The sequence below is a fragment of the Actinoallomurus oryzae genome (assembly GCF_039541955.1).
GTDB classification, from domain to species: domain Bacteria; phylum Actinomycetota; class Actinomycetes; order Streptosporangiales; family Streptosporangiaceae; genus Actinoallomurus; species Actinoallomurus oryzae.
This window is the reverse complement of the sequence record NZ_BAABHF010000061.1, coordinates 1-16,635: the sequence shown is the minus strand read 5'-3', so window position 1 is coordinate 16,635 and position 16,635 is coordinate 1. Positions and strand designations below refer to the sequence as shown.

The 16,635-nt window shown below is 72.9% G+C and carries 14 protein-coding genes; 6 read left to right on the top strand and 8 right to left on the bottom strand.

Annotation, left to right across the window (positions count from 1 at the left end; genetic code table 11):
• Nucleotides 1–12 precede the first annotated feature (12 nt).
• Entirely contained in the window at nt 13–837 is an 825-nt protein-coding gene (locus ABEA10_RS46175; RefSeq protein WP_345475061.1) for a TrmH family RNA methyltransferase, read from the top strand.
• A 39-nt stretch (nt 838–876) separates the two neighbouring features.
• On the opposite strand, the gene ABEA10_RS46170 is transcribed toward ABEA10_RS46175, so the two are convergent.
• The 8 genes from ABEA10_RS46170 to ABEA10_RS46135 form a co-directional block, all read right to left on the bottom strand.
• Nucleotides 877–1,632 carry a sulfite exporter TauE/SafE family protein gene (locus ABEA10_RS46170; protein WP_345475060.1) on the bottom strand — a complete coding sequence of 252 codons (756 nt, stop codon included), beginning with the start codon at nt 1,630–1,632 and terminating at the stop codon, nt 877–879.
• Between the two features lie 3 nt (nt 1,633–1,635).
• The gene (locus ABEA10_RS46165) at nt 1,636–3,426 is read right to left on the bottom strand and encodes a gamma-glutamyltransferase family protein (protein WP_345475210.1); all 1,791 of its coding nucleotides are present in this window, start codon (nt 3,424–3,426) and stop codon (nt 1,636–1,638) included.
• Nucleotides 3,422–4,417 carry an ABC transporter ATP-binding protein gene (locus tag ABEA10_RS46160; RefSeq protein WP_345475059.1) on the bottom strand — a complete coding sequence of 332 codons (996 nt, stop codon included), beginning with the start codon at nt 4,415–4,417 and terminating at the stop codon, nt 3,422–3,424. Before ABEA10_RS46160 ends, ABEA10_RS46165 begins: the two co-directional genes overlap by 5 nt.
• A complete protein-coding gene (locus tag ABEA10_RS46155) occupies nt 4,414–5,418 on the bottom strand; it encodes an ABC transporter ATP-binding protein (RefSeq protein ID WP_345475058.1) in 1,005 nt (334 codons plus the stop codon). The genes ABEA10_RS46160 and ABEA10_RS46155 overlap by 4 nt, the downstream gene beginning before the upstream one ends.
• Entirely contained in the window at nt 5,415–6,302 is an 888-nt protein-coding gene (locus ABEA10_RS46150) for an ABC transporter permease (RefSeq protein ID WP_345475057.1), read from the bottom strand. The genes ABEA10_RS46155 and ABEA10_RS46150 overlap by 4 nt, the downstream gene beginning before the upstream one ends.
• Nucleotides 6,295–7,254, bottom strand: a complete 960-nt coding sequence (locus tag ABEA10_RS46145; RefSeq protein WP_345475056.1) for an ABC transporter permease — start codon at nt 7,252–7,254, stop codon at nt 6,295–6,297. The genes ABEA10_RS46150 and ABEA10_RS46145 overlap by 8 nt, the downstream gene beginning before the upstream one ends.
• A 2-nt stretch (nt 7,255–7,256) precedes the next feature.
• Nucleotides 7,257–8,867: an ABC transporter substrate-binding protein gene (locus ABEA10_RS46140; RefSeq protein ID WP_345475055.1), complete on the bottom strand. Its 1,611-nt coding sequence runs from the start codon at nt 8,865–8,867 to the stop codon at nt 7,257–7,259.
• A gap of 355 nt (nt 8,868–9,222) precedes the next feature.
• Complete coding sequence (locus tag ABEA10_RS46135; protein ID WP_329261855.1) at nt 9,223–9,882, bottom strand: GntR family transcriptional regulator; 660 nt, start codon at nt 9,880–9,882, stop codon at nt 9,223–9,225.
• 329 nt (nt 9,883–10,211) lie between these two features.
• Here ABEA10_RS46135 and ABEA10_RS46130 point away from each other — a divergent pair, with 329 nt between their 5' ends.
• The 5 genes from ABEA10_RS46130 to ABEA10_RS46110 all read left to right on the top strand — a co-directional run.
• The gene (locus tag ABEA10_RS46130; protein WP_345475054.1) at nt 10,212–10,673 is read left to right on the top strand and encodes an STAS domain-containing protein; all 462 of its coding nucleotides are present in this window, start codon (nt 10,212–10,214) and stop codon (nt 10,671–10,673) included.
• Between the two features lie 310 nt (nt 10,674–10,983).
• Nucleotides 10,984–12,060 carry a sensor histidine kinase gene (locus ABEA10_RS46125; protein WP_345475053.1) on the top strand — a complete coding sequence of 359 codons (1,077 nt, stop codon included), beginning with the start codon at nt 10,984–10,986 and terminating at the stop codon, nt 12,058–12,060.
• A gap of 120 nt (nt 12,061–12,180) precedes the next feature.
• A complete protein-coding gene (gene pheS / locus ABEA10_RS46120; protein ID WP_345475209.1) occupies nt 12,181–13,290 on the top strand; it encodes a phenylalanine--tRNA ligase subunit alpha in 1,110 nt (369 codons plus the stop codon).
• Entirely contained in the window at nt 13,290–15,794 is a 2,505-nt protein-coding gene (pheT, locus tag ABEA10_RS46115; RefSeq protein ID WP_345475052.1) for a phenylalanine--tRNA ligase subunit beta, read from the top strand. The genes pheS and pheT overlap by 1 nt, the downstream gene beginning before the upstream one ends.
• 92 nt (nt 15,795–15,886) lie before the next feature.
• A partial coding sequence (locus ABEA10_RS46110; protein ID WP_345475051.1) for a serine/threonine-protein kinase occupies nt 15,887–16,635 on the top strand: 749 nt, incomplete at its 3' end.

Here is a 16,635-nt window from a genome sequence, read left to right as displayed (position 1 = left end):
ACATCCGCGCAGATGGCGGGCCGGGAGCTGAGTTCCACCCGATCACCGAGGGTGAAGGCGGCTCGCCGGCTCGCCAAACGCGCGTTCCGGCGCCGTGAGCACCGATTCCTCGCGGAGGGCCCGCAGGCCGTCCGCGAGGCCCTGGCGCTGAACGGCGTTCTGGCCGAGCTGTTCGCCACCGCCGAGGCCGAGAACCGCCACCAGGACCTGGTCGCCCAGGCGGAGAAGGCCGGCGTGCCGATCTTCCGGGTGAGCGGTGAGGTCATGGCCGAGCTGGCCCAGACCGTCACCCCGCAGGGCCTGCTGGCGGTCTGCGAGTTCGTCGACGTCCCGCTGGACAAGGCGCTGTCACCGGCGCCGCGCCTGGTGACGGTCCTGGCGCACGTCCGCGACCCGGGCAACGCGGGCACGGTCCTGCGGACCGCGGACGCGGCGGGGTCCGACTCGGTGATCTTCACCGACGCCTCGGTGGACCCCTACAACGGCAAGTGCGTCCGCGCCTCGGCCGGGAGCCTGTTCCACCTGCCGGTCGTGACGGGTCCGCGGTTCGACGCCCTCATCCCGGCGCTGAAGGGCGCGGGCCTGACCGTGGTCGCCGCCGACGGGGCGGGGGAGTCCTCACTGGACACCGCCCTGGACACGGGCACGCTCGACGGGCCCACCGCCTGGGTGTTCGGCAATGAGGCGTGGGGACTGCCCGAAGAGATCCTGAACGCCGTCGACGAGGTGGTCCGGGTCCCCATCTACGGCGGCGCTGAGAGCCTCAACCTGGCCACCGCCGCCGCGGTCTGCCTCTACACCTCGGCGCGCGCCCAGCGGGCTTCCCGGACCCCCTGACGGCGGCGCAGGGCCGCCTCGGGCGTCACGGGTGCCCGCTCAGCGCAGGGCCAGGGCGAGGGCCACGCCCAGGCCGAACGTCACGATCACTCCGCGCAGGATCTCCGGCGACAGCCGCCGCGCCACGCGCGCGCCCGCGAACCCGCCGACGAGGCTGGCCACCGCCATCACCGCCACGGCGTACCACCGCACCGGGCCGAACAGCGCGAACGCCGCGAACGCCACCGTGTTGATCACCAGCGACAACACCGCGCGCACGGCGTTGACCCGTTGCAGGCGGTCGTGGACGAACACGCTGAGGATCCCCAGCAGCATGACCCCCAGGCCGGCGCCGAAGTAGGCGCCGTAGATCCCCCCGAACAGCAGACCGGCGTGCAGCAGCGTCCGGTGGTGCTGCCGGGTCAGCCGCTCCGAGGCGTGAAGCCGCCTCTTCAGCCACGGCTGGACGGCCAGCAGCAGGCTCGCCATCGCGATCAGCACCGGCGTCAGCGAGTGGAAGACCCCCTCGGGGGTGACCAGCAGCAGCAGACAACCCGCCACCGCCCCGACCACGCTCGTCAGGCTGAACGCGATCGCCCGCCCCCGCTGGCCGGACAGCTCCTCCCGATAGCCCAGCGCCCCCCCGATGTACCCCGGCCACAGCGCCACCGTGTTGGTCACGTTCGCCGACACGGCCGGGTACCCCACCGCGAGGAGGGTGGGGAACGAGATCAGGGACCCGCCCCCGGCGACGGCGTTGACGACTCCCGCCGCCACGCCGGCCGCGGCCAGCAGTCCGGTCTCCGCCAGATCCATGCGTTACCGTCCGACCGCGTAACCCTGGGCGCCCCGCGGGTTGGCCGCCGCGCGCAGGAAGCCGGGCTCGCCGGGGTCGCGGGTCACCGCGCTGAGCCGGCCGAGCGTCCACGGTCCCTGGACGTCGACGTCGTGGCCGCGCCGCCGCAGCTCCGCGACGACCTCCGGGTCGAGCCGCTCCTCCACGACCAGGCCGCCCGGCCGCGCGCCGCGTGGATAGAACGAGCTGGGGAAGTGCACCGAGTGGAACATCGGCGCGTCGATCGCCTCCTGGAGGTTCAGGCCGCCGTGCACGACGGACAGGAAGAAGTTCAGGCTCCACTGGTCCTGCTGGTCGCCGCCCGGGGTCCCGAACGCCATCCACGGAGAGCCGTCGCGCAGCGCGAGCGACGGCGACAGGGTCGTACGGGGCCGGCTGCCGGGCCGCAGCGACGCGGGCAGGCCCGGCTCCAGCCAGAACATCTGCGCGCGGGTGCCCAGGCAGAAGCCCAGCTCGGGGATGACCGGCGAGCTCTGCAGCCAGCCTCCGCTCGGCGTCGCCGACACCAGGTTGCCGTAGCGGTCGGCGACGTCGAGGTGACAGGTGTCGCCGTCCACGCGCCCGTCGCCGCGTACGGTCGGCTCGCCCACGCCCTCGCCGATCGGGGCGTCCGGGCCGGGGGCCGTGACGGAGAGCACCGGCTCGCGTCCGTCCGGGGCACCGGGCCGCAGCGCGAAGCTCGCCTCCGCGCCGACCAGGCGGCGCCGCTCGTCGTTGTAGCCGGGGAGCAGCAGCGACTCCATCGGCACCTTGGTGTACGCCGGATCGCCGTACCAGGCCTCGCGGTCGGCGAAGGCGAGCTTGGCGACCTCGGTCACGGTGTGGACGTAGTCCGCCGACAGGTGGCCCGCCGCGTCCAGGTCGAAGCCCGACAGCAGGGCGAGCTGCTGGAGGAAGACCGGCCCCTGTCCCCACGGGCCCGTCTTGAGCACGCGGTAGCCGTGGTAGTCGTACCCGAGCGGTTCTTCGGCGGTGGCCTGCCAGCCGTCCAGGTCGTCGCCGGTCAGCAGGCCGCCGTGCCGGCGTCCGGAGGTGTCGCGCCAGGCCGTCTCCGCGCAGAACCGCGCGATCGCCTCGGCGACGAAACCGCGGTACCAGGCGTCGCGCGCGGCGGCGATACGCGTCTCGCGGGTGCCCGATGCGGCGCGCGACGCCGCCGCGATGCGGCGGTAGGTCGCCGCCAGCGCCGGATTGCGCAGCCGCGACCCGGGCGCCGGTACCCGCCCGTCCGGCATCCAGACCTCGGCGGAGGTCGGCCAGTCCTCGGTGAACGTCCGCTCGACGGCGCCGATCGTGGTCGAGATCCGCTCGAGCGCCGGGAAGCCGTTCTCGGCATAGGCGATGGCCGGTTCCAGCACGTCCTCGACCGCCCAGGTGCCCCAGCGCTCCAGCATCAGCAGCCAGGCGCCGAACGCTCCGGGCACGGTCGCGGCCAGCAGCCCGGTGCCGGGCACCAGGTCCAGGCCGAGACCGGTGTAGTGCTCGATGGTGGCCGCGGCGGGAGCGGTGCCCTGACCGCAGACCGCGGTCGCCCGCTCGTCGGACGCGCTCCACACCAGGATCGGCAGGTCGCCGCCCGGCCCGTTGAGGTGCGGCTCGACGACCTGGAGCACGAAGCCCGCGGTGACCGCCGCGTCGAAGGCGTTACCGCCGCGTTCGAGCACGCTCATGCCGGCGGCGGAGGCGAGCCAGTGGGTGCTCGCCACCATGCCGAAGTCGCCGGTCAGCTCGGGGCGGGTTGTGAACACGCTAATTCCTTCCAGTGAGGTCGGGCACCGCGGAGGGTGTCACGAGGTGGCAGGCGACGGGCCGGTCCGCCTCCCGCACGCCGGTCAGCCGCGGTTCGTCCGTACGGCAAGTGTCGACGGCGACGGGGCATCGGGTGTGGAACCGGCAGCCCGTCGGCGGGTCGAGGGGACTGGGCACCTCGCCGCCGAGCACCACCCGTCTGCGCTCGCGCTGGCGCACCGGGTCGGGCTCGGGCGCGGCGGACAGCAGCGCCTGGGTGTAGGGGTGCTGCGGCTCGGCGAAGATCTTCTCCGTCGGTCCGGTCTCCACGATCCGCCCGAGGTACATGACCGCGATCCGGTCGGCCAGGAACTCCACCACCGACAGGTCGTGGGTGATGAACAGGCACGAGAAGCCCATGTCGCGCTGCAGGTCGGCGATCAGGTTGAGCACCGAGGCCTGCACCGACACGTCCAGGGCGGACACCGGCTCGTCGGCGACGACGAGTTTGGGCTCCAGGACCAGCGCGCGGGCGAGCCCGACCCGCTGGCGCTGCCCGCCGGACAGCTCGTGCGGGCGGCGGGTGCGCATGTTCGCGCTCAGGCCGACGCGTTCGAGCATCTCGCGTACGCGGGTCTCGGCGTCGGCGCCGCGGGCCACGCCGTGCCTGCGCAGCGGCTCCGCCACGATCTGCCCGACGGTGAACCGGGGGTTGAGCGAGGAGTAGGGATCCTGGAACACCATGTGCACGTCGCGCCGGAGCGGCCGCAGCGCCCGCCGCGACAGATGGGTGACGTCCCGCCCGCCGAGAGACACCGAACCGGCGGTGGGTTCGGTCAGCCGCAGCACGCACCGGCCGATCGTGGACTTGCCGCTGCCGGACTCGCCGACGAGGCCCAGCACCTCACCCGGCCCGACCGACAGCGACACCCCGTCGACCGCGCGCACGGACCGGCCGCCCCTCCGGACGGGGTAGTGCTTCACCAGATCCTTCACTTCGAGTACGGGCGCGTTCACGCGTCACCTCCCGCGGCCGTGGACAGGGGATGGAAGCACGCGGCCCGGTGCTCCGCGCCGAACGCCTCGAGCGCGGGCCGCGTCGCCGCGCAGTCGTCGCGGGCACGGGGACAGCGCGGGTGGAACGCGCACTCGTCCGGGTCCTCGAACGGCGGCGGCACCAGGCCCGGGATCTCGGCGAGCCGCCGCCGGCCGTCCTCGCCGGTGACCGCCGCCGAGGGCAGCGCGCCCATGAGCCCCACCGTGTACGGATGGCGCGGCCGGGCGTACAGCTCGGTCACCGGCGCCTCCTCCACGGCCCGCCCGGCGTACATGACGACGGCCCGGTCGGCGACGTCGGCCACGACGCCCAGGTCGTGGGTGATGAGGATGATCGCGGTGCCGAGCCGGTCGCGCAGGTCGCGGAAGACGTCGAGCACGCCGGCCTGGATGGTGACGTCGAGGGCGGTCGTGGGCTCGTCGGCGATCAGCACCCGGGGCGAGCACGCCACCGCGATGGCGATCATCACCCGCTGCCGCATGCCGCCGGAGAGCTGGTGGGGATACTCCTTGACCCGGCGGGCGGGCGCCGGTATCCCGACCAGCTCGAGCAGCTCCACCGCGCGCGAGCGCGCCGCCGTACGGGACATCCCCTCGTGCCTGCGCAGCACCTCGGCGATCTGGAACCCGACGGTGAACGAGGGGTTCAGCGAGGTCATCGGCTCCTGGAACACCATGGAGACGTCCTTGCCGCGGATCGCGCGCAGCGCGCTCTCGGGCAGGTCGGTGAGCTCCCGGCCGTCGAGCCGGATCGAGCCGGACAGCCGGGTGGTCTCCGGCGGCAGCAGCCGCGGGACCGACATCGCGGTGACCGACTTGCCGCACCCGGACTCCCCGCACAGTGCGAGGATCTCGCCGCGTTCGAGCCGCAGCGAGACGTCGCGTACGGCCTGGACCCGGCCCTCCTCGGTGTCGAACTCGACACGAAGGCCGGTGATCTCCAGAAGGCTGTGTTCGCTCATCGCACGCTCCGGGGGTCCAGGGCGTCGCGCAGACCGTCGCCGAGCAGATTGAACCCGAGCGTGGACAGCGCGATCATCACGCCGGGCCAGATCGCCAGCCAGGGCGCCTGGTCGAGGAACTGCTGGGCGGCGGTGAGCAGCACGCCCCACGACGGCGTCGGCGGCTGTACGCCGAGGCCGAGGAAGGACAGCGTCGCCTCGCCGATGATCGCCGTCGGGATGCCGACCGTGGCCTGCACGATCAGCGTGCTGGTCGCGCCGGGCAGGACGTACCGGAACATGATCCGGCCATCGCCCGCGCCGTCGGCCACCGCCGCCGCCACGTAGTCCAGCTCGCGCAGGGCGAGCACCTCGCCGCGCGTCACGCGGATGATCCCCGGGAGCTGGGAGACGCTGAGCGCGATGACGACGTTGCGCAGCGACGGTCCGAGGATCGCCGCCATGCCCACCGCGAAGATCAGGAACGGGAACGCGAGCACGACGTCGACCAGGCGCATCACGACCGGGTCGACGAAGCGGCGGTAGTAGCCGGCCACGAGCCCGACCGGGACGCCGACCACCATCGCGAGCAGCACGGACAGCACCCCGGCCTCCAGAGAGACCCGCGCCCCGTACGCGACGCGGGCGAGCATGTCCCGGCCGAGGTCGTCGGTGCCCAGCAGATGCCCGCCCGAGGGCGGGGCCAGTGGCGCGCTGTAGTCCTGCGCCGCCGGGTCGGCGGTGACGAACGGCCCGATGACCGCCAGGGCCAGGAACCCGGCGACGAGGATCAGCCCGGCCATCGCGGCGGGGCGGCGCCGGAACCGCCGCCAGACCTGCCGTGCGCGCCCGGGCGGCGCGCCGGCGAGGGCCGGCAGGGGAGCGGACAGCGTCTGGTCAGCCATCGGCCACCCCCGTCAGCCGCACCCGCGGGTTCAGCACGCCGTACGCGAGGTCGACCAGCAGGTTGACGGCGATGTAGCCCGCCACCGTGACCAGCACCACGGCCTGGATGACCGGGTAGTTGCGCGTCACCACGGCGTCGACGGTCAGCTTGCCGAAGCCGGGGATGACGAAGATCTGCTCGGTCACCACGGCGCCGCTGATCAGGGCGCCGAGTTGGAGACCGAGCACGGTCACCACCGTCGTCAGGCTGTTGCGCAGCGCGTGCACGCCCACGACCGAGCGCTCCGGCAGCCCCTTGGCGCGCGCGGTGCGGACGTAGTCGGCCGACAGCGACTCGAGCATCGCCGACCGGGTCTGCCGCATCAGCACCGCCGCGAAGCCGGTGCCGAGCACCAGCGCGGGCAGCAGCATGCGTTCCAGGTTGCCGCCCGGGTCACCGGTGAGGGGCACGTAGCCGGAGGCGGGCAGCCAGTGCAGCCGCACGGAGAACAGCAGGATGCCGAGCATGCCCAGCCAGAAGTGCGGCACCGACAGCCCGACCAGCCCGAAGCCGGTCGCGACGTGGTCGGCGAACCGGCCGCGGCGGGTCGCCGCCACGACGCCGGCGGTGACGCCGATCCCGATCGCGACGATCATCGCCAGGACCGACAGCTCGATCGTGACCGGCAGCCGCTGGGTGAGGATGTGGGCGACCGGCAGCCGGTCCTGGGTGGAACGGCCGAAGTCGCCGGTGAGCGCCTTGCCGGCCCACTGCGCGTACTGCACGGGCAGCGGCCGGTCGAGGCCGTAGTCGTGCCGGATCGCGGCGATGGCCTCCGGCGAGGCCTCCTGCCCGGCGAGCACGCGTGCCGGGTCCCCGGGCAGCGCCCGCACGCCCAGGAAGACCAGGACGCTGCCCAGGAACAGCACGATCACGGCGGCGCCGAGCCGTCGCAGGATGAACAGGGCCATGGCTACTTCGCGACGAACCCGGCGGTGCCGAGCCGCGGCAGGCCGTCGGCGTAGTAGCGGATGCCGGCGACGTCCTTGCGCGTGCCCAGGTAGTAGAGCTGGTGGTACAGGTAGATCATTCCGCGCAGCTGGGCCTGCCGCTGGATCGCCTGGGCGTACAGCCGGGTGCGCTGGGCGGCGTCCTGGGTGGCCGCGGCCTGCTGGATCGGGTCGTCGATGCCCGGGTCCGACAGGCCCGCGTAGTTGTTCTGCCCGCCGGTGGTGATCTGGCCGGTCAGGTCGCCGTCGGGATCGATGCGCCCGGACCATCCGACCTGCATGGCGTCGAACTTGCCGGCCGCGCCCTGCTCCAGCCCGGTCGCGAAGTCGATCGGCTGGACGGAGACGTTGAAGCCCGCTTCCTTGGTCATCTGCTGGATGACCTGGCCGAGCCGCTCGTTGGTGGCGTCGTTGGGCACCTGGAGCTTGACCGGGATCGGCGGCTTGAACCCCGACTTGGCGATGAGCTGCTTGGCCTGCGCGATGTCCCGGTTGGAACAGGTCAGGCTCTTGTCGCGGAAGGAGCTGTTCAGCGGCAGCGGGCTGCAGTCGGGCTGGTTGAGCCCGTTGTAGACCGTCTTGTTGATCGCGGTGCGGTCCAGGGACAGCTCGAAGGCCTGGCGCAGCTCCGGGCTCTTGCCCAGCGGCGTGTCGATCGGACCGGGCTTCTCGGTGGAGCCGTGGGCGTTGCCGACGTTGATCTGGACGCCGTAGTAGCCCAGGCCACCGCCGGAGACGACCCGAAGGTTCGGGTCGGCCTGCACGCCCGCGACGGTGGTGTTGGCGAGCTCCTCGGCGGCCTGCACGTCGCCGGACTTGAGGTTGGCGGCCCGGACGTTCGGATCCACGATGATCTTGTACACGATGCGGTCGAGCTTGACCTTGGCGGCGTCGTAGTAGTCCGGGGCCCGGTCGACGACGATCTGGCTGCCCGAGGTACGGCTGGCGAACTTGAACGGGCCGACGCAGACCGGGTGCGCGCCGAAGTCGTCGCCCTCGGCGTCCAGGGCCTTGGGCGACATGATCATCCCGGCCCGGTCGGCGAGCTGGGCGGTCAGCGGGGAGTACGGGCGCGACAGCGTGAGCCGTACGGTGCCGGGATCCACGACGTCGACCTTCTTGACCGCGGCGAGGTCGGCGGTGCGGGCCGACTTCTTCCAGGTGCGGTCGCGGTCGAGCGACTTCTTCACCGCCGCCGCGTCGAAGGCGGTGCCGTCGTTGAACTTCACGCCGCTGCGGAGCTTGATGGTCACCGTCTTCCCGTCTCCCGAGACGTCGGGGAGAGCGGACGCGAGCTGCGGGACGATCTGGGCGTTCGCGTCGATGTCATACAGCTTCTCGCAGATCGAGGTGAACACCTCGCGACCCAGCAGGGTGACCGAGGTGCTCGGGTCCAGGGCGTCCGGGTCCGCCGACAGCGCCATCGTGAGGGTGCCGCCGTTCTTGACCGCGCGGTTGTCCGCGGTGGCGGCGGAGACGGACGGCTTGGCGGTGCCGCCACCGCCGGAACACGCGGCGGTGAGGGCGAGTGGCAGCGCCGCGAGCGCGGCGACGAGCCGACGTGGGAGGTGCATGGACGGTCGCTCCTTCTCCGATGGGGGGTCGGGTCGGGACGGGGCAGGAGACGTCGGGTTGGGGACACGAAACCGATTTCGGACAGGACCACGCCCGCATTGAGGCCTGGTCGCCGGGCATGACCGTATACAAAATCCTGTTTCCGGTGGGTTTCGTCCGCGAAAAAACAGGCGATTCGTTACCAAGTCGGGGCGAAGCCCTCGGAGCCGCCCTGCGCGTCGACGTGCCGCCCGCGCCTCACCGAGGGGCTCCTCGCGTACGTCATCAGGTGCACGGCGCGAGGTCTGCCGTGTAGGACGGAGCGGATCGGACGGCGTGGGCCGGACGGCGCGCGCCGGGGGCGCCGACGCCGGGTCAGTCCTCGGCCAGGGCCGCCAGGTAGGAGCGCCGCGCCGCCTCGACGTGGGCGATCGCCCGGGCCTCGGCCGCACGCTCGTCGCCCGCGGCGATGGCCTCATAGAGGCTGAGGTGCTCGGTCCAGGAGTGCGGTGCGCGGTGCCTGGCGGTCTGCTGGAACAGCCACTGGGCGCGCCGGAGCATCGGGCCCACGACCAGGCTCAGGTACGTGTTGCCGGCCAGATCGGCCACGGCGGCGTGGAAGGCGGTGTTCAGGTCGGCGACGTCTCCGAGCCGGCCCTCGTCCACGGCCAGGCGGGCGGAGTCCAGGACGGCGCGGAGCCGGTCGGCGGTCTCGGGCGTGACCTTGCGGGCCGACAGGCGCGCGCTCAGGCCCTCCAGGGCCACGCGTACGTCGAAGAGCTCCTCGGCCTCGTCGGGGGACAGCCGCGCGACCGCGGCGCCTCGCCGCGGCGTCACCTCGACGAACCCTTCCGCGGCGAGCACCCGGATCGACTCGCGCACCGGGTTGCGGGAGACGCCGAGGCGTTCGGCCAGCCGGTCCTCGACCAGACGCTCGCCGGGCATGAACTCACCCTGGAGGATCAGGCGGCGCAGCTCCGCCGTGACCACGTCGCGAAGTGGGCGGTGGTTCGAGCCCAGGGTGTTGTCGGCCATCGGCGACCAACCCTAAGTCACGGGGAACGGCACGCTCCGGCCGGGACCATGTCCGCAGGTCGCCGGGTCGCGCCGGGTCGCGCCGGGCGACCAGCCGGGGCGCATCGTCGGGCCCGCCCGCCGGCCGCCCCGTCGAAGGGGACCGCCGGAATATCATCTACTCCATAAACTCGCTGTAAAGCCCTCGATTCGCGCATTTCGGTAAAACGGGACATGATCGGTGGTGAGCTCCATCGTAGGGAGGAGACTGAACCAACCTACGGTGGGATACGTGCGTCCTAAGAGTTGCCTATGGTGTCTATGGGTCATTCGATGAACGGGGCGAAACCGTGAACACGAACGTGAGTGGCATTCCGACGCCGCGCCGTCGCAGGTCGGCGGCACGCGAGGGGGCCACCGCAGGCGCACGCGCCGCACGCGGGGCGGTGCGACGCTGTCCGGGAGGGACGCGGCGGGACCTGACCGCCCGGGTCGTGCGCCGCGACGGCGCGTCGGCCGTGGTGGAGATCGTCGGCGAGATCGACGTGCACACCTCGGGAAGGCTGCGCGCCATCCTGGTCGCCCTGGCCGACGAGGGCCGCACCCACATCGTGGCCGACTTCACCGGCGTGCGCTTCTGCGACGCCGCGGGACTCGGCGCCCTCGTGGGCGTCAACAACCGCCTCGGGCGCGACGGCGGCTCGCTACGCCTGACCGGCGTACGCCCGGCGCAGCGCCGCATTCTGCAGATCACCCGGCTCGACCAGCTCTTCCGTCCCCACGACGACGCCGGCGACACCCTCACGACCTGAGTCGCCGCGAGCGCCCCGGCGCACCCGCCCGCGTGACGACTACGCGCGAAATCGGATTCGGCCGCCGTTTTCCGGCGGCCGACGTGCATTTCACGCCTGTTTCGTGCCCGCCCGCGGACGAACGCGCGACCGGGACGATGTGCGTTCAGGCGCGGCGCGCGATACCGTCCGCGGTCAAGACCGAAGACCGCGGACGGTATCCACACACGCTGGAGACCCGGCATTAACGCGCTTACGTGGCGGTGTTTCCTCGTGCGCATTAGAGTCATGCCGTTCGCGCCATCATGGACACTGGGAGGTTGAGGCGGCCGTGGGCGGATCGGGCCCCCACCCGAGCGATCCCGCCGCCGGACTCTGCCCGGACACGCTGCCCGACGGGCTGCTCGTGGCCGACGCCGAGCGCCGCGTGGTCGTGTTCAACCGCGCGGCCGAACGCCTGACCGGCATCGCGCGGGCCGACGCGCTCGGCCGCGACTTCGCCGAGGTCCTGCCGCTGTTCGACGCCGAGGGCCGCGACTGGTGGCGCTGCCTTGACCCGTACGGCGGCCTGGCCACCCGCACCCGGCATCCCGAGCGCCCGCTGCACCTCGCCGACGGCCTTGAGCTGCTCGTCACGGCCTCCTACACCCGTGCCGAGGACGGCAGCGTCACCGCGTTCACCGTGGCCCTCCGCGACGCGGTCCAGCGCGCCCGCCAGGAGCGCAACCGCGCCGACCTGGTCTCGACGGTCGCGCACGAGCTGCGCTCGCCGCTGACCAGCGTCAAGGGCTTCACCGCCACGCTGCTCGCCAAGTGGCACCGCTTCAACGACGACCAGAAGCGCGTGATGCTCGAGACCGTCAACGCCGACGCCGACCGGGTGACCCGGCTGATCACCGAGCTGCTCGACGTGTCCCGCATCGAGGCCGGCCGGCTGGAGATGCGCCGCCAGGTCGTCGACGTGATCGAAGAGGTGCACAAGGTGGTCAAGGGGCGCGTGGTGGCAGGGGAGCCCGCCTCGCGCTTCAAGGTCGAGGTGCTGGGCGAACTGCCCGAGATGTGGCTCGATCCCGACAAGATCGACCAGATCCTCGGCAACCTCGTGGAGAACGCCCTCCGACACGGGGCTGGTACTGTCACCATTGTGGTGGAGCCGGACTCACGCAAGCAGGGAGCCGTCGTGTCCGTGCGCGACGAGGGCGAGGGCATCCCGCCCGAAGCCGTGCCCCGCGTCTTCCGGCAGTTCTGGCGCGGCCACGGCCAGCCGCGCGGCGGCACCGGCCTCGGCCTCTACATCGTGAAGGGCCTCGTCGAGGCGCACGGTGGAGGCATCACCGTACGACGTGCGCCCGGCGGTGGCGCCGAGTTCCGATTTAGCCTGCCCGCCGGGGCTCCAGACTTCGCCTGAGAGCGCCCGCGCGGGCTTCCTGACGCTCCCCCCGAGCCGCCACGAGCGGCCGGGGTGTGCCGGTTTTCCCAGATGACTCGACCAGATGACTATCGCCGTTGGCTGGAGTTGCTCGAACCGATGTCCGCACCCAACAAGTCCTATGACCCGGTCGAGGTCACCGCGCTGCATCCGGATGAGGTGGCCCGCGTGCGCGCGGACGCGCTCGCCGCGATCGACGCCGCCTCGAGCCTGGAAGAACTGAAGCAGGTACGCCTGGCCCACGCCGGCGACCGCTCGCCGCTCGCCCTCGCCAACCGGGAGATCGGCGCCCTGCCGCCACACGCCAAGGCCGAGGCCGGCAAGCGGGTCGGCGGCGCGCGCCGCGACGTCTCCGAGGCGCTCAAGCGCCGCCAGGCCGAGCTGGAGGACGAACGCGACCAGCGGGTCCTCGTCGAGGAGGCCGTCGACGTCACCCTGCCCTGGGACCGCGCCCCGCGCGGCGCCCGGCACCCGCTGACCACGATCGCCGAGCGGATGACCGACGTCTTCGTCTCCATGGGGTTCGAGATCGTCGAGGGGCCCGAGGTCGAGGCGGAGTGGTTCAACTTCGACGCGCTGAACTTCCCGCCCGCGCACCCGGCGCGGGAGATGCAGGACACCTTCTTCGTCGAGTCGGAGGAGTCCGGCCTGGTCCTGCGGACCCACACCTCGCCGATGCAGATCCGCGCGCTGCTCGACCGCGAGCCGCCGGTGTACGTCGTCTGCGCGGGCAAGACGTTCCGCACCGACGAGCTCGACGCGACGCACAGCCCGGTCTTCCACCAGATGGAAGGGCTCGTCGTCGACGAGGGCATCACGATGGCCGACCTGCGCGGCGCCATCGGCGCGTTCGTCACCGGCATGTTCGGCGAGGGCCTGCGGACCCGGTTCCGGCCCTACTACTTCCCCTTCACCGAGCCGTCGGCCGAGGTCGACATGGAGTGCTTCGTCTGCCGGGGCGCGTCGGCCGAGCCGGGCGGCGAGGCCTGCCGCACCTGCCGCTCCGAAGGCTGGATCGAGCTGGGCGGCTGCGGCATGGTCAACCCGCGCGTGCTGGTCGCCTGCGGGGTCGACCCGGAGCGCTACAGCGGCTGGGCGTTCGGGCTGGGCGTGGAGCGCACGCTGATGTTCCGGCACGGCGTGGAGGACATGCACGACATGGTCGAGGGTGACGTCCGCTTCACCCGCGCCTTCGGAATGGAGATCTGATGCGCGTCCCGATTTCGTGGCTTCGGGAGTACGTCGAGCTGCCGGCGGAGGTCACCGCCCGCGACGTCGCGCGGAAGCTGATCGCGGCCGGCCTCGAGGTGGAGACCATCGACGAGCTCGGCGCCGACCTCACGGGCCCGATCGTCGTCGGCCGGGTGCTGGCGATCGAGGAGCTGACGGGCTTCAAGAAGCCGATCCGCTACTGCCAGGTGGACATCGGCAACCCCGAACCGCAGAACATCGTCTGCGGCGCGACCAACTTCGCCGAGGGCGACCTGGTCGTCGTCATCCTGCCCGGCGGCGTGCTGCCGGGCGGGTTCGAGATCGGCGCGCGCAAGACGTACGGGCGGATGTCGGAGGGCATGATCTGCTCCGAGCGCGAGCTCGGCCTGGGCGACGGGCACGAGGGCATCCTCGTGCTGCCTCCGGCGTACGGCGCCGAGCCCGGCCAGGACGCCGTCGAGCTGCTGCAGATGCGTGACGACGTGCTCGACATCGCCATCACGCCGGACCGCGGCTACACCGCCTCGATCCGCGGGGTCGCCCGCGAGACGGCGACGGCGTTCTCCGTGCCGTTCCGCGACCCGGCGGCCGACGTGCCGCCGGAGCAGGCCGAGGGTTCCTACCCGGCGTCCGTCGCGGACCCGGAGGCGTGCTCGCGGTACGTCCTGCGCGAGGTGCAGGGCCTCGACCCGGCGGCGCCGAGCCCGATCTGGATGGTGCGGCGCCTGCAGAAGTGCGGCGTGCGCTCGATCTCGCTGGCCGTCGACATCACCAACTATCTGATGCTCGAGCTGGGCCAGCCGCTGCACGCCTGGGACCGCGGCAAGCTCCAGGGCCCGATCGTCGTACGCCGGGCGGCGAGCGGCGAGCGGATGGAGACCCTCGACCACGTCGTACGCGATCTGGACCCCGAGGACATCCTCATCACCGACGAGTCCGGCCCGGTCAACATCGCGGGCGTCATGGGCGGCCTGACCACCGAGGTGGACGAGAAGTCCACCGACATCGTCATAGAGGCGGCACACTTCTCCGCGGAGTCGATCGCCCGTACGGCGCGGCGGCACAAGCTGCACAGCGACTCCTCCTACCGCTTCGAGCGCGGTGTCGACCACGAGCTGCAGCGCCAGGCGGCGGACGCGGCCGTGCGCCTGCTCGCCGAGCTCGGCGGCGCACGGATCCTGCCGGGGGAGACGAACCTGCGGGCCCCCGTCGCGCCGGTGACGATCACGATCCGCGCCGACCACCCCGACAAGGTCGCCGGCATGGAGTACGGGCGTGACACGGTGATCCGCCGCCTGCGCGAGGTGGGCTGCGCGGTCTCCGGCGACGACGTGCTGACGGTCACGCCGCCGTCGTGGCGGCCCGACCTGCGCGACCCGAACGACCTCGCCGAAGAGGTCATCCGGCTCGAGGGGTATGAGAACATTCCGGCCCGCGCGCCGCGCTCGGTGGCCGGACGCGGTCTCACACCCGGTCAGCGTCTGCGGCGGCGCGCGGGCCGCGCCCTGGCCGCGGCCGGCTACGCCGAGGTGCTCGCCTACCCGTTCGTCTCCGAGGGCGACTGGGACTCCCTGCAGCTGCCGGCCGACGACGCACGGCGGCGAGCGCTGCGGCTGGCCAACCCGCTGACCGGCGACGAGCCGCTGCTGCGCACGACCCTGCTGCCGGGGCTGTTCCGCGCGCTGGCCCGCAACATCGGGCGTGGCTTCGGCGACGTGGCCCTGTTCGAGATCGGCCTGGTGTACCGGCCGAAGTTCACGCCCTCGGGCGAGGCCGTGCCACCGCCGCCCCGGCTCCCGGTCGACCGCGGGCCGACGGCGGAGGAGCTCGCCGCGATCGAGGCCGCCCTGCCCGACCAGCCCGTACGCATCGGCGCGGTCCTGGCGGGCGAACACGACCTGCCCGGCTGGTGGGGCGCCGGCCGCCCGGCGAACTGGGCGGACGCCATCGAGGCCGCCCGGATCGTCGCCCGTGAGGCCGGCGTCGAACTCCAGGTCGCGGCGGACCGCCACGCGCCGTGGCACCCCGGCCGCTGCGCGGTCCTGCGCGCCGGCGACGTCGTGATCGGCCACGCCGGTGAGCTGCACCCGCGGGTCATCAAGGCCTTCGACCTGCCGGCCCGTACGTGCGCGGTGGAGCTCGACCTGACCCGGCTCGAGCCGTGGGCGGCCCGGGTGGTGCCCGGCCCGGCGATCACGACGTACCCGGTGGCCACGCAGGACGTCGCGCTCATCGTGCCGACGGACGTGCCCGCCGCCGACGTCGAGGCCGCGCTCCGCGCCGGGGTCGACCGGCACGGCGCGGGGAACCTGCTGGAGTCCGTCCGGCTGTTCGACCTGTACACCGGTGAGCAGGCGGGCGAGGGCAACAAGTCGCTGGCGTACACTCTGCGCTTCCGCGCCGCCGACCGCACGCTGACCGTGGAGGAGACGACCGGCGCCCGTGACGCGGCGGTGGCCGAGGCCGCCGACCGGGTCGGGGCGGTCCTGCGCGGCGGCTGAGGGACGTTCCGGCCGTGGCCTCGCGGATCGGCGCGGGGCCACGGCCGGTGGTAGGTACCCCGGCGGTCCCAGGCCGGGGGGTGAGGAAGCGGATGACCGAACGCTTGCTGGCCGGCCGCTACCGGCTGGTGGGTCCTCTCGGCCGTGGCGGCATGGGCGTGGTGTGGCGGGCGCGCGACGAGACGCTGCGCCGCGAGGTCGCGGTCAAGGAGGTCCTCCTTCCCGGCGACCTGCCCGAGGCCGAGCGCGCCGACCTGTACCGCCGGGCTATCCGCGAGGCACGCGCGTCGGCGCTGCTCGACCATCCCGGCATCGTCACCGTGCACGACGTGGTCGTCGAGGACGATCGCCCGTGGATCGTCATGGAGCTGGTGGCCGGCCGCTCGCTCGCCCACGCGGCCCCGCTGCCGCCGCCGGCGGTCGCCGCGATCGGGCTGCGGGTGCTGGAGGCGCTCGGCGCGGCGCACGCGCGCGGGTTCCTGCATCGCGACGTGAAGCCGACCAACATCCTGCTCGCCGACGACGGCCGGGTGGTCCTCACCGACTTCGGCATCGCGAGCCTGGAGGGCGACCCGGCGCTCACGCGCACGGGCGACTTCGTCGGCTCGCCCGGGTTCGTCGCCCCCGAACGCCTGCGTGAGCGGCCGGTCGGGCCCGCCTCGGACCTGTGGTCGCTGGGCGCGTCGCTGTACTCCGCCGTGGAAGGCCGCCCGCCGTTCGCGCGGGCCACGCCGGCGGCGGCCCTCGGCGCGGTCCTCACCGACGAGGCCCCGCCGCCCGTACGCGCGGGCCCGCTCGCACCGGTGATCGCGCGCCTGCTGGACAAGAACCCGGACACCCG